Source organism: Enterobacter sp. RHBSTW-00901 (genome assembly GCF_014103115.1).
GTDB classification, from domain to species: Bacteria; Pseudomonadota; Gammaproteobacteria; order Enterobacterales; family Enterobacteriaceae; genus Enterobacter; species Enterobacter cloacae_P.
This window is the reverse complement of sequence record NZ_JABXPB010000001.1, coordinates 1251391-1273632: the sequence shown is the minus strand read 5'-3', so window position 1 is coordinate 1273632 and position 22242 is coordinate 1251391. Positions and strand designations below refer to the sequence as shown.

Annotated in this window: 21 protein-coding genes and 1 riboswitch; of the genes, 14 read left to right on the top strand and 7 right to left on the bottom strand. The window is 49.5% G+C overall.

Annotated features, from left to right (window positions below; genetic code table 11):
• Positions 1-33 precede the first annotated feature (33 nt).
• A complete protein-coding gene (locus HV318_RS06195) occupies positions 34-504 on the top strand; it encodes a YehS family protein (RefSeq protein ID WP_182272031.1) in 471 nt (156 codons plus the stop codon).
• A 31-nt stretch (positions 505-535) separates the two neighbouring features.
• Here HV318_RS06195 and metG read toward each other — a convergent pair whose 3' ends face one another.
• The gene (gene metG, locus HV318_RS06190; protein WP_182272030.1) at positions 536-2569 is read right to left on the bottom strand and encodes a methionine--tRNA ligase; all 2034 of its coding nucleotides are present in this window, start codon (positions 2567-2569) and stop codon (positions 536-538) included.
• 165 nt (positions 2570-2734) lie between these two features.
• Between metG and apbC the strand changes: the two genes are divergently transcribed.
• Positions 2735-3844 (top strand): iron-sulfur cluster carrier protein ApbC, encoded by a 1110-nt coding sequence (gene apbC / locus HV318_RS06185; RefSeq protein WP_182272029.1) that lies wholly within the window; start codon positions 2735-2737, stop codon positions 3842-3844.
• Positions 3845-3890: 46 nt separating this feature from the next.
• Here the strand turns inward: apbC and HV318_RS06180 are convergent, their stop codons facing one another.
• Positions 3891-4346 (bottom strand): GNAT family N-acetyltransferase, encoded by a 456-nt coding sequence (locus HV318_RS06180; protein ID WP_230857809.1) that lies wholly within the window; start codon positions 4344-4346, stop codon positions 3891-3893.
• Positions 4321-4635, bottom strand: a complete 315-nt coding sequence (locus tag HV318_RS06175; RefSeq protein ID WP_182272027.1) for an RcnB family protein — start codon at positions 4633-4635, stop codon at positions 4321-4323. Before HV318_RS06175 ends, HV318_RS06180 begins: the two co-directional genes overlap by 26 nt.
• Positions 4636-4891: 256 nt before the next feature.
• On the opposite strand from HV318_RS06175, the gene HV318_RS06170 reads away from it, so the two are divergent.
• A complete protein-coding gene (locus HV318_RS06170) occupies positions 4892-5407 on the top strand; it encodes a protein disulfide oxidoreductase (RefSeq protein ID WP_182272026.1) in 516 nt (171 codons plus the stop codon).
• Between the two features lie 33 nt (positions 5408-5440).
• On the opposite strand, the gene HV318_RS06165 is transcribed toward HV318_RS06170, so the two are convergent.
• Together HV318_RS06165 and HV318_RS06160 are read right to left on the bottom strand one after the other, a co-directional pair.
• Positions 5441-6907 (bottom strand): pyridoxal phosphate-dependent decarboxylase family protein, encoded by a 1467-nt coding sequence (locus tag HV318_RS06165; protein ID WP_182272025.1) that lies wholly within the window; start codon positions 6905-6907, stop codon positions 5441-5443.
• Positions 6908-6925: 18 nt separating this feature from the next.
• Positions 6926-8302 (bottom strand): diaminobutyrate--2-oxoglutarate transaminase, encoded by a 1377-nt coding sequence (locus HV318_RS06160; protein WP_182272024.1) that lies wholly within the window; start codon positions 8300-8302, stop codon positions 6926-6928.
• Positions 8303-8877: 575 nt separating this feature from the next.
• Between HV318_RS06160 and HV318_RS06155 the strand changes: the two genes are divergently transcribed.
• Entirely contained in the window at positions 8878-10236 is a 1359-nt protein-coding gene (locus tag HV318_RS06155) for a site-specific integrase (RefSeq protein ID WP_182272023.1), read from the top strand.
• Positions 10237-10433: 197 nt separating this feature from the next.
• On the opposite strand, the gene HV318_RS06150 is transcribed toward HV318_RS06155, so the two are convergent.
• Positions 10434-11348: a hypothetical protein gene (locus tag HV318_RS06150; RefSeq protein ID WP_148242232.1), complete on the bottom strand. Its 915-nt coding sequence runs from the start codon at positions 11346-11348 to the stop codon at positions 10434-10436.
• A gap of 2811 nt (positions 11349-14159) precedes the next feature.
• On the opposite strand from HV318_RS06150, the gene HV318_RS06145 reads away from it, so the two are divergent.
• The 9 genes from HV318_RS06145 to HV318_RS06105 all read left to right on the top strand — a co-directional run bounded on the left by HV318_RS06145 (position 14160) and on the right by HV318_RS06105 (position 21229).
• Entirely contained in the window at positions 14160-14588 is a 429-nt protein-coding gene (locus tag HV318_RS06145) for a hypothetical protein (protein WP_182272022.1), read from the top strand.
• 129 nt (positions 14589-14717) lie between these two features.
• Positions 14718-14894 (top strand): hypothetical protein, encoded by a 177-nt coding sequence (locus tag HV318_RS06140; protein ID WP_182272021.1) that lies wholly within the window; start codon positions 14718-14720, stop codon positions 14892-14894.
• A complete protein-coding gene (locus HV318_RS06135) occupies positions 14869-15780 on the top strand; it encodes a hypothetical protein (protein WP_182272020.1) in 912 nt (303 codons plus the stop codon). The genes HV318_RS06140 and HV318_RS06135 overlap by 26 nt, the downstream gene beginning before the upstream one ends.
• 15 nt (positions 15781-15795) lie before the next feature.
• Positions 15796-16278, top strand: coding sequence for a hypothetical protein (locus HV318_RS06130; protein ID WP_182272019.1), 483 nt, complete (start codon positions 15796-15798; stop codon positions 16276-16278).
• 112 nt (positions 16279-16390) lie between these two features.
• Positions 16391-16726 carry a phiTE-211 family phage-derived protein gene (locus HV318_RS06125; RefSeq protein ID WP_182272018.1) on the top strand — a complete coding sequence of 112 codons (336 nt, stop codon included), beginning with the start codon at positions 16391-16393 and terminating at the stop codon, positions 16724-16726.
• Positions 16726-18921, top strand: coding sequence for a tape measure protein (locus HV318_RS06120; protein ID WP_182272017.1), 2196 nt, complete (start codon positions 16726-16728; stop codon positions 18919-18921). Before HV318_RS06125 ends, HV318_RS06120 begins: the two co-directional genes overlap by 1 nt.
• A 653-nt stretch (positions 18922-19574) precedes the next feature.
• Complete coding sequence (locus HV318_RS06115; RefSeq protein WP_182272016.1) at positions 19575-19919, top strand: hypothetical protein; 345 nt, start codon at positions 19575-19577, stop codon at positions 19917-19919.
• 18 nt (positions 19920-19937) lie between these two features.
• Positions 19938-20954: a major capsid protein gene (locus HV318_RS06110; protein WP_182272015.1), complete on the top strand. Its 1017-nt coding sequence runs from the start codon at positions 19938-19940 to the stop codon at positions 20952-20954.
• Positions 20955-21016: 62 nt separating this feature from the next.
• On the top strand, positions 21017-21229 hold the full coding sequence (locus HV318_RS06105) for a hypothetical protein (protein ID WP_000761602.1): 213 nt from the start codon (positions 21017-21019) through the stop codon (positions 21227-21229).
• Between the two features lie 26 nt (positions 21230-21255).
• Here the strand turns inward: HV318_RS06105 and HV318_RS06100 are convergent, their stop codons facing one another.
• On the bottom strand, positions 21256-21504 hold the full coding sequence (locus HV318_RS06100; RefSeq protein WP_000002667.1) for a hypothetical protein: 249 nt from the start codon (positions 21502-21504) through the stop codon (positions 21256-21258).
• A gap of 234 nt (positions 21505-21738) precedes the next feature.
• Between HV318_RS06100 and HV318_RS06095 the strand changes: the two genes are divergently transcribed.
• On the top strand, positions 21739-21915 hold the full coding sequence (locus tag HV318_RS06095; protein ID WP_071579603.1) for a DUF3606 domain-containing protein: 177 nt from the start codon (positions 21739-21741) through the stop codon (positions 21913-21915).
• A 201-nt stretch (positions 21916-22116) separates the two neighbouring features.
• Positions 22117-22213: riboswitch (TPP riboswitch) on the top strand.
• Positions 22214-22242: the final 29 nt, after the last annotated feature.

Here is a 22242-nt window from a genome sequence, read left to right as displayed (position 1 = left end):
GCGCCATTGCAACATCGACAGTTAAAGGCACTCATGCTTAGTAATGACATTCTTCGTAGCCTGCGCTACACCCTGAAAGCGAACAATAACGATATGGTGCGCATTCTTGCGCTTTCCGATATGGAATCCACGTCTGCCGGTTTCGACACCTGGATGACGAAAGAAGATGAAGAGGGGTTTGTTCGCTGCCCGGACATCATTCTGTCTGGTTTCCTGAACGGGCTTATCTACGACAAGCGCGGTAAAGATGAATCTGCACCGGAGCTGGCGCTTGAGCGTCGGGTGAACAACAACACGGTGCTGAAAAAGCTGCGTATTGCCTTTTCGCTGAAGACTGACGATATTCTGGCGATCATGACCGGGCAAAAATTCCGTGTGTCGATTCCGGAAATTACCGCCATGATGCGCGCGCCGGATCATAAAAACTATCGCGAGTGCGGCGACCAGTTTATGCGTAATTTTTTGCGCGGGTTGACCCAGCGGGAACACGCCGCGAAGCCATAAAAAAAGCCGGAGATAATCTCCGGCTTTTTTGTTATTTCACCTGCTGACCTGGCTTCGCACCTTCATCAGGGCTTAACAGGAAGATATCTTTCCCGCCAGGGCCTGCGGCCATCACCATGCCTTCGGAGATACCGAAACGCATTTTGCGTGGAGCCAGGTTGGCGACCATCACCGTGTGGCGACCAATCAGCACCTGCGGATCAGGATACGCAGAGCGGATACCGGAGAAGACGTTACGTTTCTCACCACCCAGATCCAGGGTCAGACGCAGCAGTTTGTCTGAGCCATCGACGAATTCCGCGTTTTCAATCAGCGCCACGCGCAGGTCGACTTTGGCGAAATCATCAAAGGTGATGGTTTCCTGAATCGGATCGTCAGCCAGAGGGCCGGTAACCGGTGCTGCGGCAGCTTTCACTTCTTCTTTAGATGCTTCCACCAGCGCTTCCACCTGTTTCATCTCGATGCGGTTGTACAGTGCCTTGAAGGTGTTCACCTTGTGGCTGAGCAGCGGCTGCTGGATAGCATCCCAGGTCAGCTCGGTGTTCAGGAACGCTTCAGCACGTTCAGAGAGCTGTGGCAGAACCGGCTTCAGATACGTCATCAACACGCGGAACAGGTTGATGCCCATAGAGCAGATGGCCTGCAGATCGGCATCACGGTCTTCCTGTTTAGCCACAACCCACGGAGCCTGTTCATCCACATAGCGGTTAGCCAGGTCTGCCAGCGCCATGATTTCACGCACCGCTTTACCAAACTCGCGCGCTTCCCACGCTTCGCCAATGGTGACCGCCGCGTCGGTGAAGGTTTTGTACAGCGCCGGGTCAGCCAGTTCAGCCGCCATCACACCGTCAAAACGCTTAGCGATAAAGCCTGCATTACGGGAGGCCAGGTTGACCACTTTGTTGACGATGTCTGCGTTCACGCGCTGCACGAAATCTTCCAGGTTCAGGTCGATATCGTCAATGCGGGACGAGAGCTTCGCGGTGTAGTAGTAGCGCAGGCTGTCTGCGTCGAAGTGGTTCAGCCAGGTGCTGGCTTTGATGAACGTACCGCGTGATTTGGACATCTTCGCGCCGTTGACCGTGACATAACCGTGAACGAACAGGTTAGTTGGCTTACGGAAGTTGCTGCCTTCCAGCATCGCTGGCCAGAACAGGCTATGGAAGTAAACGATGTCTTTGCCGATGAAGTGATACAGCTCGGCATCAGAGTCTTTCTTCCAGTATTCGTCAAAGCTTACGGTATCGCCACGCTTGTCGCACAGGTTCTTAAAGGAGCCCATGTAACCGATTGGTGCATCCAGCCAGACGTAGAAATATTTGCCCGGGGCGTCAGGGATTTCGAAACCGAAGTACGGTGCATCGCGGGAAATATCCCACTGCTGCAGACCGGATTCGAACCACTCCTGCATTTTGTTCGCCACCTGCTCCTGCAGCGCGCCGCTACGGGTCCACGCCTGCAGCATTTCGCTAAAGGATGGCAGGTCAAAGAAGAAGTGCTCGGAATCACGCATCACCGGCGTGGCACCAGAGACCACGGATTTCGGATCGATAAGCTCCGTTGGGCTGTAGGTCGCGCCGCACACTTCGCAGTTATCGCCGTACTGATCCGGAGATTTACACTTCGGACAGGTGCCTTTGACGAAACGGTCCGGCAGGAACATGCCTTTTTCCGGATCGTACAGCTGAGAGATGGTGCGGTTTTTAATAAAACCGTTCTCTTTCAGACGGGTGTAGATAAGCTCTGACAGCTCACGGTTCTCGTCGCTGTGCGTGGAGTGATAGTTGTCATAGCTGATGTCAAAGCCAGCAAAATCGGTCTGATGCTCCTGACTCATTTCGGCAATCATCTGTTCAGGGGAAACACCCAGTTGCTGGGCTTTCAGCATGATCGGTGTGCCGTGGGCATCGTCCGCGCAGATGAAGTTGACCTGGTGGCCGCGCATTCGCTGGTAACGGACCCAGACATCAGCCTGGATATGCTCCAGCATGTGGCCGAGGTGGATTGAGCCGTTAGCGTACGGCAGTGCGCACGTTACCAGAATTTTCTTCGCGACTTGAGTCATAGTAGGCATTACTTCTTTTAACTGTGAAAAGGGTTTTTGATGTTACCCGAAAGGGAATAACTACGCCAAGTGATAAGGGCATTAATCCATAAATGAATAATTGTTACCTCTGGGGTAAACTTGGTAGTTACACGTCTTTTTCAGAACAACTACAAAGGAGTCGGGATGAGTTCTCAATCCCAGGCCAAATCACCGGAAGCCTTACGAGCAATGGTTGCCGGGACGCTGGCTAATTTTCAGCATCCAACCCTGAAGCACAATCTCACGACGCTGAAAGCGTTGCATCATGTCGCATGGCTGGACGATACGCTGCACATTGAGCTGCAGATGCCGTTCGCCTGGAGCAGCGCATTTGACGTGCTGAAAGAACAAACCAGCTCCGATCTGCTGCGCATTACCGGCGCGAAAGCGGTGGACTGGAAGCTGACTCACAGTATCGCCACGCTGAAACGCGTGAAAAATCAGCCTGGCGTAAACGGCGTGAAAAACATTATCGCCGTCAGCTCCGGTAAGGGTGGGGTGGGCAAATCCTCCACGGCAGTCAACCTGGCGCTGGCGCTGGCAGCGGAAGGCGCGAAAGTCGGCATTCTGGATGCGGATATTTACGGCCCATCCATTCCGAATATGTTGGGCGCAGAAAACCAGCGTCCGACCTCGCCGGATGGCACCCACATGGCACCGATTATGGCGTATGGTCTGGCAACTAACTCAATCGGGTATCTGGTTACCGACGATAACGCAATGGTCTGGCGTGGCCCGATGGCCAGTAAAGCGCTGATGCAGATGCTGCAGGAAACGATGTGGCCGGATCTGGATTACCTGGTACTGGATATGCCGCCGGGCACCGGTGACATTCAGCTGACGCTGGCGCAGAACATTCCGGTCACGGGCGCGGTGGTGGTGACCACGCCGCAGGATATCGCGCTGATCGACGCTAAAAAAGGCATCGTGATGTTCGAAAAAGTGGAAGTACCGGTGCTCGGTATCGTTGAGAACATGAGCATGCACATCTGCAGCAATTGCGGACATCAGGAGCCTATCTTCGGTACCGGTGGTGCGGAAAAACTGGCTGCGCAGTATCACACTCAACTGCTGGGTCAGATGCCGCTGCACATCACGCTGCGTGAAGATCTGGACAGCGGGAAGCCGACGGTGGTTAGCCGTCCGGAAAGTGAGTTTGCTGAGATGTATCGTCAGCTGGCAGGTCGCGTCGCGGCGCAGCTTTACTGGCAGGGTGAAGTCATTCCCGGCGACATCGCGTTCCGCGCGGTATAAGTTTTCTGCTCTGAATGGCCGGGTAAGGCGTTGCCGCCACCCGGCTTTAACGCAGCCGATAGTGCATCAAATAATACTCTCCGTCCGGAGAATCTCCCGTCTCCTCAACGTGCCAGCCGTGCCGCTGGTAAAACGCGATCGCCCGTTCATTGCGGATGAGGCACTTTAACGCGCCGGTACGGGTGAATGTCTTCTGCGCCTGCTCCAGCAACAAACGACCCACACCCAGGTTTTGGTAGCGCGGATCAACAAACAAATTATGCAGAAAATTATCGTGCGTCCAGACCGAGGCGAAACCCAGGCAGCGGCCATTCTGAACGGCCACCCAAATCTCTTCGTCACGGGTGGCTGCGTCAAAATCCTCAGGTTGCCATTCCGCGCTGTTTAACCAGGGCCAGGCGTCACGCCGGGCATGCAGGTAAAGCGTACGCAGGAAAGGTCGGTCGCTCTCCTGCCACGGACGGACAGTAATGGGATCAGCGATGATAGAAGATATCTCCATTGTAGGCTTTGTGGATTTTGCCGTCGGCATCACCAATCAGGACATAGTTTTCGCCCATATATGTCCAGTGAGTACCCGCATCTGGCGCTGGCAGGTTGCGCAGTTGATACTGTTTGATGGTGTACTCGGGGGTTTGATACTGCGCAGGTGCAGTGTCGCCAATCCTGAACTTTGTGAAATCGGCAATGAACTCTTGTTCGGCATAGGCCTTGATTCCAGCAGGCGCTGACCAGGCGGCACCCGCCAGAGACATTAACGCGCCCATAAGCAGCCATTTACACTTAGCCATTTTTTCTCCACTTATACTGTTACTTTTTGCCTTGGTTAACCCACAATACGGCACCTTGCCCATTTTATGTATCAGACTATGGCCTGTTTGAAGAAAAATGTAACAAAACTGAACACGACAAGATTATTTTCCCCGGCGTAGTGCTTCTACCGCTTACTGTCCCCTGCTTTAGGAGGTGCTGGCTGATGCGACACTTCTTTACAGTGTAACGGTGTGTTGCTGGCTAAGATAACCGCTGTTGAATCACGAGGTCATAATGGATAACCGCATATTTAGTCAACTGCGACGCTGGGTATGGGAAGGGGTCGTTTTTATTTTGCTGGCGCTGGCCGTAATGTGGGGTGTGGATCAATACCGTAAACCCGCGATACCTGCCAGTTTCAGTGTAACGCCGATGCAGAGCATTGACGGCAAACTGTACGATTTCACGGCGCTCAGCCAGGAACGGCCTTTGCTGATTTATGTCTGGGCGACCTGGTGCAGTATTTGTCGTTTTACCACACCGTCGGTCGATAAGCTGGCAAACGAGGGCGGAAACGTAGTGAGTATCGCGCTGCGATCCGGTGATGATGCAAAGCTTGAACGCTGGGTGGAGAAGAAACAGCTTACAGTTCCGGTGATCAACGATGAACGCGGTGCGTTGTCGCAGCAGTGGCAGGTGAGCGTAACGCCAACGCTGGTGGTGGTGTCAAAAGGGCAGGTGGTTAGCACAACAACCGGCTGGACAAGCTACTGGGGAATGAAGATCAGAATGTGGTGGGCGGGGGTGTAAATAGCCCCTCTCTGTGAAGAGAGGGGACACAGATTACTTCGCCATAACTTCCTGTGCGGTACGCTCAACCAGAGACAGCAGGACTTTAACATCCTCCAGCGTCACGGTTGGGTTCAGCAGAGTCAGCTTCAGGCAGGTGATGCCGTTGTGCTCGGTCACGCCGACGTTGGCACGGCCAGATTCCAGCAACGCATCGCCAATTTTCTGGTTCAGCAGGGCAATACCCGCATCATCCATCTGTGCTTCAGGGCGGAAGCGGAACAGTACGCTTGCCAGCTGTGGCTGCATGACCAGTTCCAGAGCAGACTGCTCTTTCACATAAGCCGCAACCTGCTGCGCCAGCGTCACACCGTGGTCGATGATCGCCGCATATTGTTCCTGACCCAGCGCTTCCAGGCTCATCCACAGCTTCAGCGCGTCAAAACGGCGGGTCGTCTGCAGAGATTTGGACACCAGATTAGGCACGCCCGCTTCTTCATCGAACTCAGAGTTCAGGTAGGCCGCCTGATAGCGCATCAGCTCATAGTGACGCGCTTCTTTCAGCAGGAACGCGCCGCAGCTGATGGTCTGGAAGAACTGCTTGTGGAAGTCCAGGGTAATGGAATCCACCAGCTCGATACCGTCCAGGTAGTGACGATACTGCTCAGACATCAGCAGCGCGCCGCCCCAGGCCGCATCAACGTGTACCCAGATGTTCTGCTTCGCCGCCAGCTCAGCAATCGCACGCAGCGGATCGATAGCACCTGCGTCGGTAGTACCGGCAGTCGCCACAATCGCCAGGATCTGTTCGCCGTTGGCATTGCACTGCTCAATTTTCGCCGCCAGATCGGTCAGATCCATACGGGAGAATTCGTCAGTTTTCACCTGCACCACGGACTGATAACCCAGACCCATCAGCGCCATGTTTTTCTGCACGGAGAAGTGCGCGTTTTCGGAGCACAGCACGCGAATTTTACGCAGATCGCCTACCAGACCGTCCTGCTGAACGGAGTGGCCCTGACGCGCGAAGAAGGCGTCACGTGCCAGCATCAGGCCCATCAGGTTGCTCTGGGTGCCGCCGCTGGTGAAGACACCTGCGTCGCCAGCCTGATAACCCACGCGGGTACGCAGCCACTCGATCAGTTTGATTTCGATAATGGTTGCGGACGGGCTTTGATCCCAGGAGTCCATACTCTGGTTAGTGGCGTTGATCAGCACTTCTGCCGCCTGGCTGACAACCAGGCTTGGGCAGTGCAGGTGCGCCACACACTGCGGGTGATGAACGGACAAACTGTCTTTCAGGAAGAACTCCACAGCGCGTTCAATCGCTGCGTCGTTGCCCAGCCCTTTCGGGTTGAAATCCAGCTTAATACGGTCGCGCAGTTCCGCGACCGTTTTGCCCTGGTACATCTCAGGCTGTTTCAGCCACTGCATCACAGCCTGAGAGCTTTGTTCAATCGCCTGCTGGTAAGCTTCAATGCTCTGCGCAGAGGAGAACAAAATTGGGTTTGAATCAGACATCGTAATCAACAACTCCGGTTACGCCGGGCGAACGCCCGCAGCAAGCAGTGCCTGCTCAAATTTATCCAGGAAGATTTTCAGCTGATCATCGCTGATCAACAGAGAAGGCAGCAGACGCAGCACAATGCCGTTACGACCACCACGCTCCAGAATCAGACCGGATTCGAAGCACTTCTTCTGAATCAGGGCAGACAACTCGCCGTCGCCAGGGAAGCAGCCCATATGATCTGCCGCTTCGTGTGGCTTAACGATCTCAATACCGATCATCATGCCCAGACCACGAATGTGACCAATTACCGGGTAGCGTTTCTGCAGTTCAGCCAGCTGTGCTTTCAGCCATTCGCCCTGTGCAGCCACTTTGCCCGCAATGTTCTGGTCTTTGAGGATTTTCAGCGTCGTCAGACCGGTTGCCATCGCCAGCTGGTTGCCGCGGAAGGTGCCGGTGTGGTGACCTGGAGCCCATGCATCGAACTGCTTTTTGATACCGAGTACAGCCAGTGGCAGACCGCCACCTACAGCTTTAGACATCACGATGATGTCTGGCTCGATGCCAGCGTGTTCGAAAGCGAAGAATTTACCGGTACGGGCAAAGCCAGCCTGAACTTCGTCGAGGATCAGCAGAATGCCGTGTTCCTGAGTCACTTTACGGATGCGCTGCAGCCACTCAACCGGAGCCGGATTAACGCCGCCTTCACCCTGAACGGCTTCCAGAATCACCGCTGCAGGTTTACGCACGCCGCTTTCAACGTCGTTGATCAGGTTTTCGAAGTAGTAGGTCAGTGCTTTTACGCCAGCCTCACCGCCGATACCCAGCGGGCAACGGTACTGGTGTGGGTAAGGCATGAACTGCACTTCTGGCATCATACCGTCAACCGCTTCTTTCGGAGACAGGTTACCGGTGACGGACAGTGCGCCGTGGGTCATACCGTGGTAACCACCAGAGAAACTGATGATACCGCTACGACCAGTCACTTTTTTCGCCAGCTTCAGCGCGGCTTCAACGGCGTCAGCGCCGGATGGACCGGTGAACTGCAGGCAATACTCTTTACCCTGGCCAGGCAGCAGAGAGAGCAGGTATTCGGAAAACGCGTCTTTCAACGGCGTAGTCAGATCCAGGGTATGTAACGGCAAGCCGCTGGTAATGACATTTTGGATGCTTTTCAGCACATCAGGATGGTTATGGCCAAGCGCAAGGGTGCCCGCGCCTGCTAAACAGTCAAGGTATTCTTTATTATCTGCATCGGTGATCCACACGCCTTCTGCTTTAGTGATGGCTAAAGGCAGTTTGCGCGGATAACTCCTGACGTTAGATTCAAACTCGGCCTGACGGGCCAGATAGGTTTCGTTGCTTTTGTGGGCATCTACGGTGTCAATACGGACTTTATCCGTCATCATATCACTCCTACAACCGCCGCTTCGTTATGAGCCACGATTGAATAAAAAGTTAAAAAACAGATGGGGGTCTGAAAAAAACGCCGCCAATATAGAGCCTTTTGTCACGGGGCTCAATGGTTAATTTGTTTACTGTTTTGTTACGGGGTGCATAAGGGGGTAAATATCCCGTCTTTGGCAGGGGAAAATGCGTTTCCCATCAAGTGAAAACAATGCGTTACATTGCATGCTGTGTGAGCGAAAAAGGGTGCCAAAGAGTGTTGCAAAATGTGCTTTTTTTGGTGTTAAAACGTAAATCTGGTGCATCCTGCCGAAAACCTGTTTTTGCACTCACTACCGGATGTTGTGAGGGGCAATGGTTTCTTGCATCAGCCTGTCACATCCCCTAATCTGCAAGCGGTTAAGCATTTGCTTACCCTTGACTCGGGGTGCCCCATCACTGATGGGCTGAGAAATACCCGTATTACCTGATCTGGATAATGCCAGCGTAGTCCTGGCGATTATCCAAGATATAAATCAAAGACTTATCTGCGATTTTCGAACCGTTTTGTTTAGCCGATCACATCGAGGCTCACGAAATGGGACACCAGACCATACGCCACACCATTAAACGTAACGGGGTTTATTACGTTCGTTTTCGCCTGCCTGATAATAAGTTTTTCCGTAAGTCGTTAGAGACTGACAGCCACACCCAGGCGCAGTTGCTCATGTCTTTTGCTTCTCCTGTAATTCCACTGGTTCAACGTGGAACCATCCAACCGGATCACTTCGGTAAGCGTCTTTCTGAGTATGGCAATAGCCTGAAGCAGCAGAATGAACAATGGCTGGCACAACAATTTCTCAGTGAAGAACGGCGCAATCTTCAGCCGATAGTTGTTCAGGAATACCGCGAGGTTGTTGCGCCTTCAGAAGATGAGGAAGAACAAACAGAAGCACAGTCAAAGGATGTGTTAACACTGGCTGGCGCGTGGAATATGTACAAAAAGGAAAAAGCCCAAAACTGGACGAAGGCAATTTCACAGGCCAATGAGCGCTTTATGGAAGTCATGTTCATTGTCCTGGGTGCATCTAAAGATGTAATGACGATAACCAAGCAGGACATCAAGCAGGTGATGGAAGTTGTTGAAAACTTGCCTAAGCGTGTAGTGCAGCCTTATCGGTCAATGACGGTTCAGCAATTGATCGAGTGTGATGATGTGCCACCTGAAGATTTGGTTGGCGCTGAGTCTATCCACAAGCATTTAAAGATTTACAAATCGTTGTTCAAAACCTTCCTGACTGACAATAAAGATATTCTGGAGAAGTCTCCGACTGATGGAGTTGTCGCCGCACCGTCGAAAGCGAGGTTTGGAGCTTACAGTGCAGCAGAAATGAGAAAGTTTGTAAGGTGGGCGCTCAAGCAGCCTGATGGCTGGCAGAAATGGATCACCTTGTTGTTGGCGTACACGGGAGCCAGAAGAGGGGAGATCGCCAAGCTGGAGAAATCACAGATCAAATTTGATGAAGATAGCCAGCGGCACTATCTCCTGATCGCAGAAGGGGGGCAAGGCAAAACAGAGAATGCTACAAGGCAGGTAGTGATTCATCCCAAACTGATCGAGTGGGGTTTTCTTGATTTCGTTAATCGACAGTGGAAAGAGAAAATCTTCTCCCCTGTATCTGGCAAAAACATGCCGAAGATCGGCAAGGTCTTAGCAGATGTTCGAGATCAGCTTGGTATTCCGTACCTTGATGATTATGGACAACGCCGACTGGTACATTCATTCCGGCACACTATGATATCGACCTGTTTAGCTGGCTGGGTTGGCAACCTAGCGCACTTACAACAGACTGTAGGCCACGAGAAAAGCGGCTCAGGGATCACTAGACGCTACCTACACACGTTCCCTTTATTAACAATTTGTTATGTAATTGATGGCTTATCGTGGGAAGCATAATTAGTCCATCGAAGGGGCTGATTATGCCGTGGTGCTCACCGAGCCAGAGATGATCGGTACATGATAAGACAGATGTTAACTGACAAGAAAATGATGATACGCATTCGGCGATTTATGCTGGTATGCCCTACACGGCGCTAAATTGTTGTTATTGCTGTAGTCAATATGCGGGGGAAAAATCCCCCGCAGATGTGTTTTTAAGGTAGATATTTAAGAATATCAGCCGACCAACTTCGACGATGGATAACGCGGGCATGATGCAAGTTACCATCTAATATTTCAGCTTTTGTAAGCTGTGATAAGTTAGGCCAGTTGTTATCAAAGATATAAGTTGCATTATTACTCTGAGAACTTTCAAGTATGTAGGTGTTTTTACTGGAAAAACCAAATACTACGTAGCCTTGAAAACCAGCTCTTCCGACAGCAACAAGGTCAGGTTTTTTACTATTTACAAGTTCCAGCCTGCCTTCAACAACAGCGGCATTTCCCTTTCCTCTGATATTAATCGCTTTGAGAATCTGTGAACCGATAGCACTCCAAGGGTATTGGCCCTGTGGAAGAAGGTTCCAATTTAGTTTCAAAGACTTACTTGTGATGATGGTATCTAGCTTCTCGTCAACCACTTCGCACTTACCGAAAATCTCCAAAAATAGATTAATGCAGTGAGTTACCGAGGCTTTGTTCTCATCACGCAAAGTCAATTTAGGAGAAATGACCAGCTTTTCCCCTTTCAGGTTTTCGACAATTTTCAACTCGATGCTCGGAGGAGGGGTAAAAATCCTCTGATATCGCTGATACTCAATTTCACGTGTTTCCGTGGTCTCTTCAGTATGTCCTTTTCCGGCCCATTTCTTCCACGTCCATGAGACTTGACGATAAGCTGTTTCTTTTGGAAGTGTTTTATCAGGCACGGATTTGCCGTTGGCATTAAATCGAGATATTGCTCCAACGATATGAGGAAGAACCTCCTCACCAAGTGACTGACTGGAGGTGAACCCGATCAATTCACTCTTTTGCTGGCTCGGTAATGGATGAGCGATAAAAACACTTCTACCATCAAAAGGAGTAATGTAGTTATCAATGTTTCTAACACGTTTCTTCTGAATAAGCATTGGTCATACCTTTTCTGTATTAACTTAAGGTTTACACAACCAACCAAGCCGGGCACAATCAGACCGTCAAGAATGATGTCGAGGCTAACAATCGTTATGAGTTTGCAGACTCATGGTGGTCGTGCTTCATAGACCGGGTTCACATACGTGCGCCCGGTTTTTTTATGCATATAATCTGAGCATGAATACAATATGTAGTGCTTGAATAAAAAACTTACACTACATGGTGAGTATTCTAGTAAGTATTCTTTTCAGCACAAGGGTTGATTTTGACGTTAAATTGAGGTTGTGAAAGGGTAAAAATGCAAAACCCTACACAGCATAAGGCTTGGAAGACATGTCAATGATTAAGAAAAAAAAATCAAAATTTGATCGAGTGCTGATTTCTTCAACGGGAGGGCAGAATTGCGCAACATGATATCGCGCAATCTTTATAAGAATAATGAATGTTGCCAGTGGTTTTGATAGTTGCGAGCAACATATAGATGACATTTACGTGTGCGAAAGGATGTGTCTAAGAATGACCTCTACAGGCCATGCTCATGTAAAGACCTATAGCGGCTTCAATCCTTTTTAAATCTTAGCAACTTGCTAATGATGTGGCTGCTGAGAAAAAAAACCAGTATCCCCACAATGAAGGAAACTAATGTCTGTGCAGTCTTGTCCCCGTCTACCGAACTAAAGCGACGATCTACGAAAATGATAGTGCTCCAAGTTGTAATCAAAGGGATCACAATCATTAAGACCATCCTTAATGCGAGTAAGGGTTTTTTGATCGCTTGGAAGATTAAGCCAACTGTAACGTACAAAATAACAATCGAAAGCATGGCATACGCAAAATCGCTGATTGGATACATTTACTTACTTGCCCCGTCGAGTCCTGTTCTTCAGTTTACATCCTCCTATCGAAAATGTACCCGTAACAGTTGGTGATCTGTTAGACCGCCAGCCCAGACCCTCCGCAAAGAACCAGAATGTTCACAAAATATCCAACAGCCGACACCCCCAGCAGTGCACTTCACTACTTCATCCCATAGGCCATCACAACAGGGAAAACTTACCACAACAGAGCATTTTGCTGTTCGTTTTCTGCTCTATTTAACATAATGGTTCTTATAAGTACTTGACTGGAATTGTCAGGTATTGCTTTTCGGAGCGTTGATGCGAAGCGGGGTAGACAACAGCGATTTCATCAACAGAAGGAAAGCATTCGGGAGGATTTGAGGTAAGTTCTCTTGTTCAAGGATTTTGGATGAGTTTATCTGGTCACCACACAATTTCAGGTTTCAGGCCTTTGAAGTTGCCAGTGCATCAAATGCCATAAAAGCACATTTTTCTATTCGCAGCAGACACAAAGCCACTACAGCGACGTTACCACAACGGGTTGAAGGTTTGCCATCACCTAGCGAAATTCTCTCGTCCCAGCGGCCACAGATGCGTACCTTTTTCCACACCAGCGTATGCATTCTCACCAATCCCTTCTACGCTTCACCAAAAGCGCTACAGCGCGTCATCTCCACACAATTGTAAACTGACAGACCCATATCACAGCGCCACGCTGAGAGGCTCTCACAGGCCCAGAAATGGACGATTTTTCGTTGATTTTGCACGAGAAATTATTATTTTTCGGTTTGAAATGAGGAGGGATCGGTGATTGTGTTTAGCCACACCACGAGTGACAGATCTGCCGAGGCAGCGCCATTACTGGCTTCGTTGTATACCTTACACTATAACGGTTACCACATCCCACAGGTGAGACAGTGACAACACGACGCATTTACGGCGATATACCAGCGATTAAATTTGAATTTTCAGCGGTTTATTTGCAGCTTGGTGAGGCGCACATCCCAAAGGATGAGGTGATTGAGAAGTAACCAACCCCGGTCACTGGTGTCCGGACACCCCGGTCATGGATGACCTACGATATAATAAAGAACTAGATAATAAAGATAAAAAACCTAAAACATGATCTTTATAAAAAAAGCTAACGGCAAGGCCGCATAGCGGTGAGCGTTATCGTTCATCACTTCGTGACCGGATCACCAGGTGTCTTCTGTCAGAGGGGAGGGTGTCTTCTATTGGAAGATACGTGTCTTCCACCAGAGGGGAGGTGTCTTCTGAGAGACGTAGCATAAGAGCATTTATAAAAACACTTATAAAACACTTATAAGATCTTAAAGACCTGAAGGTCAAAGACAGATTGAACATGCGTTCAATTGTTGGAGTTGTTAGGTGTTATGTAGACAGGCTTCGCCTGTTTACACTATGTGTGGAAGACAAGCGCAAGCGCGTCAGTCCAATGTGAACGACTGCGATGCAGTCAGGAGCTTTAAACGCGACGTAACTCCCCCCTTGGAGGGGCGGCGCTCCCCCCTCAGACTTCACAAAGACGCTATGCGGTGAATCCCCGATTCATCTTGATTGTTGTGACCGTTGATTGACAAAGGACAATCAAGGCTAGATAACAGGAGGCTCACAGAGCGCATCAGACACGCTACACGGCATTTAAACGGTAGAGGTAACCCATAGGCACTGCCTACGGCTTGGAATCGCTTAGAGCGCGTCAGAGGCGATTTGTGTAACCCTGAATTATTTCCCACCTAAAATAAGAATGCAATACATATAATTAAATTCAGCACGAATTGCTAATGACATTGTATGTTGCTTTATGGAATTATGCGGCCCAGCCCAAAAGGTTGCTAGCACACTTTTATCTATGATACAACAAGAAACTTGACAAAAAGTGTGATTTATGACATAATATATTCATACCTTGAGAAAAGGAAACATTAAAACAACATAGGAGATTAGATGACAAAACCAGTCCTGTTCGACTTTTCGAACGCTACCGCCTCAGAGATTGTTTCTGCAATCGACAACAAAATCACTTCTTTAGTAAATCTTCGCAGTTTCAGAACCCGCGTTGGCGGCTCCAAGAAAGCAGACAAACTATACCCGGCAACTCGTGAAGCCATGAATATCATCAAAGGTCTGCGCCAGCAGGCTAAGAATGCAAAAATCATCCGGGATATTCTGAAGCCTTACAGCCATGAGTTGGCAAAAGGCCGTGATGTTATGGAAATCATTGAACCTGTGCTTTCTGGCTGGCGTGTCTATTACGCCTCTCATGGCATCGGCCTGATGAATGAGCAGATCCTTCTGCTTAAGATGATTGAGTCTGGCGGTGAACTTGAAGGCATTATCGGAAAAACTATTCCAGACTTAACAACACCAGCTTAATCCCGCCTTAGCATCACCCGCTGGCGCAAGCCATCAAACTAAACCGCCGTAAAAACGGCTCCTCACCCTTGGTCAATTCCATGATCGCAGGGGTGTGTTCCCACATCTCACAGACAGGAGACAGGATGTATGAATATTTCATTTCCGGATGAAACGTACCGCACATTGCTAAGGGAGGCCAACCGCCGAGACATGCCAATGGCAAAATTATGTAGTGAATTGCTGCAAATGGCAGCCAAAATCATCGAAAACAATAAAACAGATAACCAGCGAGGATATTATGACGACCGAGAAAGCAGAAAGTAAACTTTACGAATCCCTACCGCAGCCGAACGAAGACAAACCGATCACGGTTGATACTTTTTCCCCTTGGGTGATCCAGATTGCCCGTATCAAATATTTCAACGGAGTGAAAAACAGCCCAGAAATCATGGCGGTCTACAGTCATCTGCTTGGATGGAAGAAGACGACAGGTGAGATCCGTCCGTCTCAACAATATATTGCGGATTGCTGTTGTATGGGACTCTCAACTGTTCAGAAAAAAGTGAAACTGCTAATGATAATGGGGTGGATTACAGCGATACCAGCTCGTAAACCAGGAAGTAAAGAGATCTCCCATACTGACTACACAGTCAAAGATCCTGAGGAAATTTTAGCAGAACTTAACGCTGGGTTATCACAGCAAGGTGACGCAGTAGTAACCATCGCAAATAATCAGAAAGTTAAAACCGGGGAGAGCGGCAAAGATGAGCAGAAACAACAGGATGACGAACAACCCGTTACTACAACCTCTGCGGCTGCTGCTGGAGTCGGAAAATCTGTATCTCCTGTGGATGTTGGCGGCAATGCTCCTTTATCCTCTGATGCTGATGCGTTGAACGAACGGCACTATGCCGATCTTAATACCCTCAACTACTGGCAGAATCAGGGTGAGGAAGGTTTAGAGGAATATCTCACAATGTGGGGCAAGACTTCGAAAGAGGCGCAGACTCTGATCAAGAGCCATATCACCATTCTCCATAGCCAGGGAAGTAAAGGATCGAGGTCTGCCGCTAACGACGAATCGTCAGGCGCTGATGCAATTTACAAACAGCAGCAGGCGCGAAGAGCAGCCGAATCGAAACAGGCTATTAATGCCCCGCAGCAGCAAGAGGATGAGCAGCTTGAATTTAATGATAACGAACCGTTTTAGCAATTGGAGGAATAATTGTGTGAGAACGTAACTGGCAACAGCCACTCTCTGGCTGACCAGAAAAAAACAGATTTAGAGCGTCTTTTTAAAAAGCGCCGCCGTGATGAGGATATTGTTAAAACCGCTAAGGCACTCCTTGTGCATGGCATGACTCCCGGCAAAGTTGCCTTGTTATTACGTCTTGATCCTGAGTTTGTAGCTGAACTGGCTAAGACATGGAATCCCAAGTTTCGAAAGGTGAAGTACACCAGTCAGTACGCAACTAAGCGAACTGTACGCCAATATTTCGACTCGGGTGCAATGCTCGAAAAAATCTGTGCTGACCTCCAGTTACCTCTATTTTCTGTGATCACGTTTCTTCAACGTGACGGAGTGAGCGATCAGGAAATGGCATCCCGAATGCCTGTTAGTGACGATCCGTTGTTCATTGAGTTCCGGAAGACTATTTCACGCAAGCAGGCAGCGCCCCAACGCCGATCACCACGCCTGCATTATTAATACCCCAGCCGGGGAAACTTGACCCTATTTGAATATTTATCATTTCTGCCGATCTGCGTAGCCGTACTTCTATGGCTTCGTGACGGCCTGGACCTCTACAGGAAACATAATAATGAAAAACGTAAACGACATCCGCGCCGATATTCTCGCCGCAATGCAGGCAGCTGCCGAACCGGAGAGCGGAGATCTGAATAAAAGCGCCGATCAGGTGTTGGCTGATGCTATCGAGGGATATCTGACCGCTTCGACTGCAACAGCCAGCGAGCCAGCCCTAAAAAGTGGCAAAACCATCAAGGAAAAAGGGATCGCTCTGTGCCACCAGGCCCAAGGTTATAGCGCTAACCTCCGTCCAGTCAGCCTCATGATGAAGGCAAGCCTTGATGAGCTAACGCCTGAACAACGCGCCGCGCTTAAGCGTCTGGGCTACGTTATCAATCAGGGGGTGTGATGTCTGGCACAAATAAGATCGTCTCCAGCTTGGTTAATACAGTCTCCTGGCAGGTCGATCAAAACTCCTTCAACCGCGCCCGCAACAAAATCAAGAGCCTGAAAAAATATGCGGAGTCAGCGGGAAAGTCTTTCGATCAGGCGACACGAAAGCTACAACAAGCCAACGGCAAGACCCAGCTACAGCAGGCGCGAGCAGAAACGCAGAGATTGAAGCTCAATCAGCGATTAACCGCTGAAGCTCAGAAACAAAGTGCTATAAATGCACGTATGGCGACCAACGAACAGCGTCACGCCCAACGTATGGCTGCGATTGCAGCACGTAACCCAGCGGCGGGCGGTCTGGTTCCTAAAAGTGTCCGTGGTCTCAGTGAGGCAATCAGAGCACAGCGTGAACAGGCCGACCTAGAGAAACGCACTCAGCAGATCCGCACCAAAGGTATTCGCTTTAGCACTGCCGCCAACGGTTACAACCTGACACCACGCCAGCGAGCGCAAGCAATTCAGGATTTTAGCCAACTAACGAAACAATATCATGCTGGTTCAATGGCGCTTGGAGAGTACAACGCCAGAGTAAGTAAGCTACAACAGCGGTTGAGACAGCAGGGTGGGTTAATCAAAAAGCCGGTAACCATCCCAGTTAAAGCTAAAGTGACGGGCCTTGATACATCCCTTCTTGATCATGCTGGCACAGCGATCACCATTGGGGCCACTATTGGGATCGGCAAAACCATCATGCAGACCGGGCAAGACTTCGAATCAATGGCCTCTGGTCTCCAGGCGGTGACAGGCGACAGTAAGAAAGCCACTCAGGAAATGGCGTATCTCCAGAAACAGGCGCTTTCCCTTGGTCTTGACCTTCAACAGACCAGCAAAGACTACGTGAAGTTTTACGCTTCAGCCGCTGGCAAGGCCACAGACAGCCAAATCAAAAACCTCTTTGAAGGTGTCAGCCAGTACGGAACCGTATTAGGGGCCACTGGTGAGGAGCAGAGCCGCGCCTTGCTTGCGCTTAATCAGATATACGCTAAAGGCACGGTGCAGGCTGAAGAGTTGAAGGGGCAGCTCGGGGACGCTTTACCAAACGCAGTCGGGATCTTCGTCAAGGCATTGAATAAGCTAAAAGGCCGGACAGACCTTACCGAAAAAGACCTCATGGCAATGATGAAAAACGGTGAACTGCTTGCGAAGGATATCCTTCCCCTTGTTGGTGACGAGTTTAAAGCAGCAGCACAGAAAGGTGGTGCTTTCGAGAAGTCACTGAAATCTAACCGTGTTGCTATGATGCGCTTGCGCACAACGATGCAACTTGCACAGAAGAATTTCTTTGAATCGGGCTTCGGCAGTCAGCTTACCGATACGTTTAACGGTCTGACAGATGCAATTGACAGCAACCAAGATGCATTTAAGACGCTGGGAGCCATTGCAGGCAATGTGATTAAAGGTTTCACTGATGCGGGGTACACGGTCTATAACAGCTTCATTCTCATTGAAGCGCTGATCAAGAAGTATGCTCCTCAATTGTCCAAGACATTCGAGGGATTCGGTAATACAGCAGCATATGCGGCAGGAATTGCGATCTTCACTGGGGCGATCTTCAAGTTAGCTGGCGCGTTGCGGTGGCTTGTCAGCTTCGCGAATCCGTTGAAAGGTCTGCTTGGTACTCTTGCCGGAATCGGCGCTCTTGGTGGCATTGCCACCCCAGGAACCGACAACACCAAACCAGGGAAAGACGGCAAACCAGCTAAAGGCGGTAAAGGTGGGGGCTTTTATATGGGTCTTCCTGCGATCATGGCTGGTGTAAGTCTCAATAATCGTCTTAGCGAGATTCAGGCTGATCCTGATGCCTTCATGAAGAAGGTGCAGGCAAACAACGACAGGCCTACCCTTTGGACTGACATCAAAAACTTCTTTGCCGATCATGCTCAAGGTTTCACTAATGCATTTGCGGGGATGAATACCTTACCTGGAATTCAACCAGCTACCGCAGGCATGGCACAACTACCGGGCATTGATAATCTTGCTTATGGTATGAACCTTGGCAAGCCATTCAGTATTGAAGGTAAGGCCGATCTGACGGTGACCAACGAGGTTAAACTCAGCATTGACGATAGCAAATTCAGCGATGCAATTAAGGCCGAAGTACAAGAGCAGGATAGGAAAAATACCAATCTCATTTTGGGTATTTCTGGCTAATTAATATACTGGCGGCGAATTCGTCGCCCCTATCTCAATACCGCAATGCGCATGTATCAAATTTAGCGACAAATCAAAGATCTCTTGTGAAATTTGTTGTAAATGATAATTATTCGTGTTAAAATAATATACAAGGTGAATTACAGCAGCCATTGTCATTCCGAAATATAAAGCAGGCTCTGTGACACCGTGGAGCCTCTTTTGTGATGTGTCGCTTCCAGCCTCTCACTGGACGTTTGCCAACGGGCGGTACATCACAAAAGATTCGCCTTAGGGCGTACAAAGTCTGGGCCTCTGGTCTGGATTTGCCATTAAATCCGGCTCTCCTCCGGTCATCAGCCATGATGCAAACTGGCATTGAGTGCGGCAACGAAGATATGAGGTCTCCCGCTGTCGTGCTCCTTCATTTTTTAAGCGTGAACCACACTCATGCTTTCCAAATCTCTCCATCAGAAAACTACTGACCTACACCAGGCGGGATATTCTCGCCTTGGTCTTTTTCTGTTGGAACACGAATAGAAGAATGCCGTCCGATGGACGGTATTTTTTCAACTCAACCCGGCATATTCGCCGGATTATAAAAACTGCCTGCTGCACAGGTTAACGGAAATCCGTTAATCGCTCTGGCGACTTACTGTATGGAGATACAAAATATGGCATTCGAATACGAAAGCAAAACCCCACAAGATGTATTGGTTTATACCGATTCACCGATCTTTCATAAGCGCACCGTGATCCTTGATCTGGCTGCTGATGTGACTTGTGGTGATGTGATTAACCCGACCACTGGCGCGGCATACGTTGCAGCCGATGCTGATAACTGTGCTGTAGCTCTGCAAAACCAAATTGCAGGTGATGCCCGTAGCCTGGTCATTTCAGACCGTGGCTGTGTGTTCAATCCATCTGGTCTGGTTGTGGCGGGGGCTGCAAAAGATGCTGCTTACGCCGCCCTTGTTAAGCAAGGCAACCGCATTGCTGATGCAAACACCGCAATCTAATCAAGGAGAGATAACAATATGAAATTAAGTGATTTTACTAACCTTTCCGGTCAGTTCGTGAAGCCAAGCGGCGAGGGGTTCCTTCTGTCCAGCCTGGGGATCTTTACCAGCCGTCCAAGTGACACACAAATCATCGCGCTCGACACACTGGAAGATGTGCAGCGTGAAGTGACTAAATCAGTTGCCCGTTATGGTTCTGAAATGTCGGGTCTAAACTTCCCTAAAGCGGCTAACGTGACCGTTCAGGCTCCACTGCATGTCTACAGCTCAACCATCACTAGCCAGGATTGGCAGGGGAAACGTCAGCCGGGAACAAATCGCCAGATGACCGCTGAAGATGTAGTTGCTAGTCATACCCTGAAGCACTACCTGCAAACCCGCCGTGACGTAGAATTCCAGATGGCGCAGAGTCTTTTGCATAACGTGACTGAAGCAACGCATTTACGCGAAGGCCCAACCATTCACTGGGACCAGTTCTGGGGTATTAACCAGCCGTCTGCTGTGGTGAAAACTGGCATCAGTGCCAACGTCATTACTGAGATGCAGAATGCTGTCACGCTACTGAAGAAAAATCTGGGTGGCTGGTCTTCCAGCATCAAGCAGGTTTATCTGCTGGCGAGTCCGAGTCTTTTCACCGCCATTCAAGGCAACCCAACCGCATATCAGGCGGCTCTGTTTGGTGCTACGTCCCGTGACATCATTTTCCCTGACACTTTGGGCGCATATGATCGATACAACATTGGGCGCGTAACTGTAGTGCAGGTTGACGATCCGCTATACAGCATTGCAGATGGTGAAGGCTACATGCTGGCGACGTTCTCCAATGTTGTTGAAGGCGACCTTTCACCTTATATGACTTATCAGACTCCGGCGAGCCGTCATGCTGAAGTTGCTAATGGTCCGGTTTATCCGTCTTACCATTACGTTCTGCGTGATAAGTTCATGAACTATGAGGTGGTCAGTGAGTTATCACAGATTCAGATCCCAATGCGTCCGGACTTCGTTCTGAAGGTCACTATGGACGACGCAGCGTAAGACAGCGGATTTTGGGGGCGCATTGCCCCCGCTGCTGGCGAGGCAAAGAAGAGGAGATACATATGAAATTAGCTTTGATCGGTACTGGCAACATGCCGCTGATGCAGTGGATTCTGGACGGTAAAGGCGATGATGCGATCATCAACATGTCAGCGTTAGCACGCAGGCTTGAGTGTAGTCGTTCCAGCCTTCTTGACCGCATCCATACGCATGGATTCGACAGCGCTATAAGGTACTACTTGAGCGAACAGCGACAACGAAAACTGAAAACATGAGAGCCGGGTTAATCCCGGCTTTTTTTTTAGCGCTTTTTATTCGATTGGGAAACAACCGAACCAGCTAAGGTTTTAGTAACCTCGCTTGAGCGTGGGTTTTTCAGTGCTGCGGATGCTTTGGCTTCCATGTTTGCGCCAGTCTGATTTTTTGTTCCTGCTTGTGATAGCACCGAACCCGCTAAACTTTTCTGAATCGCAGAGGCGTTTGGGTTGTTTAGAGTCTCTGCTGCCAGATGTGCTACATCTTTCGAGGATTGCTTATCATTGTTCGCCATTTCAACACCTATTCACAGGATGGATTTTTGGATATATTGTATTTGTTATATCAATAAACACAATATGTAGTGGTTATGATAGAAACGAAGCGGCAAGATTAGCAAGCTCGGAAAAAAGTTTTTACTGGTTTTATGACCAGTGTCAATTGTTTGATAACTGACCGTTTACGAAGCGGTAGAGAAGTCATATAGGTAGTATGCAGGCATAAGCTTGTAATACTCAGGACAAACCAAATGGCAGATAACTTACAGCGTCGGCAGCCAGAAGATAAACGTTTCATCAGCTTGAGTGAATCTTGGGAAGTAGCATATTGGACCCAAGCGTTGGGTGTTACTGAATCTCAGCTTAGGGCTGCTGTTAGAGCTGTTGGTAATGGCACCGCTAAGGTAAGAGCACATCTAGGTAAATAGGTTTGTGAAGGCATATTCAACTGTGCTGTTGAGGCTGGGGAAACCCGGCCTTTTTTGTGTTCGGTGTTTGGTACTGTGAGCCACAACTTGAGACACAAGCTGGGACACAGAGCATTTTTTAAGGTTGTGTCTTTGGCTTCCCGCTGGCATGATCCAGAACAGGGATTAACGGGACGTTAATCGCAAGCTTTTGATTTTGTTTTATTTGACTCGGGGTGCCCTTCTTAATGAAGGCTGAGAAATACCCGTATTACCTGATCTGGATAATGCCAGCGTAGGGAAGTCAGATGCCTTCCCGGTCATCGCTTCTTCACGCAAGGCAGGAGC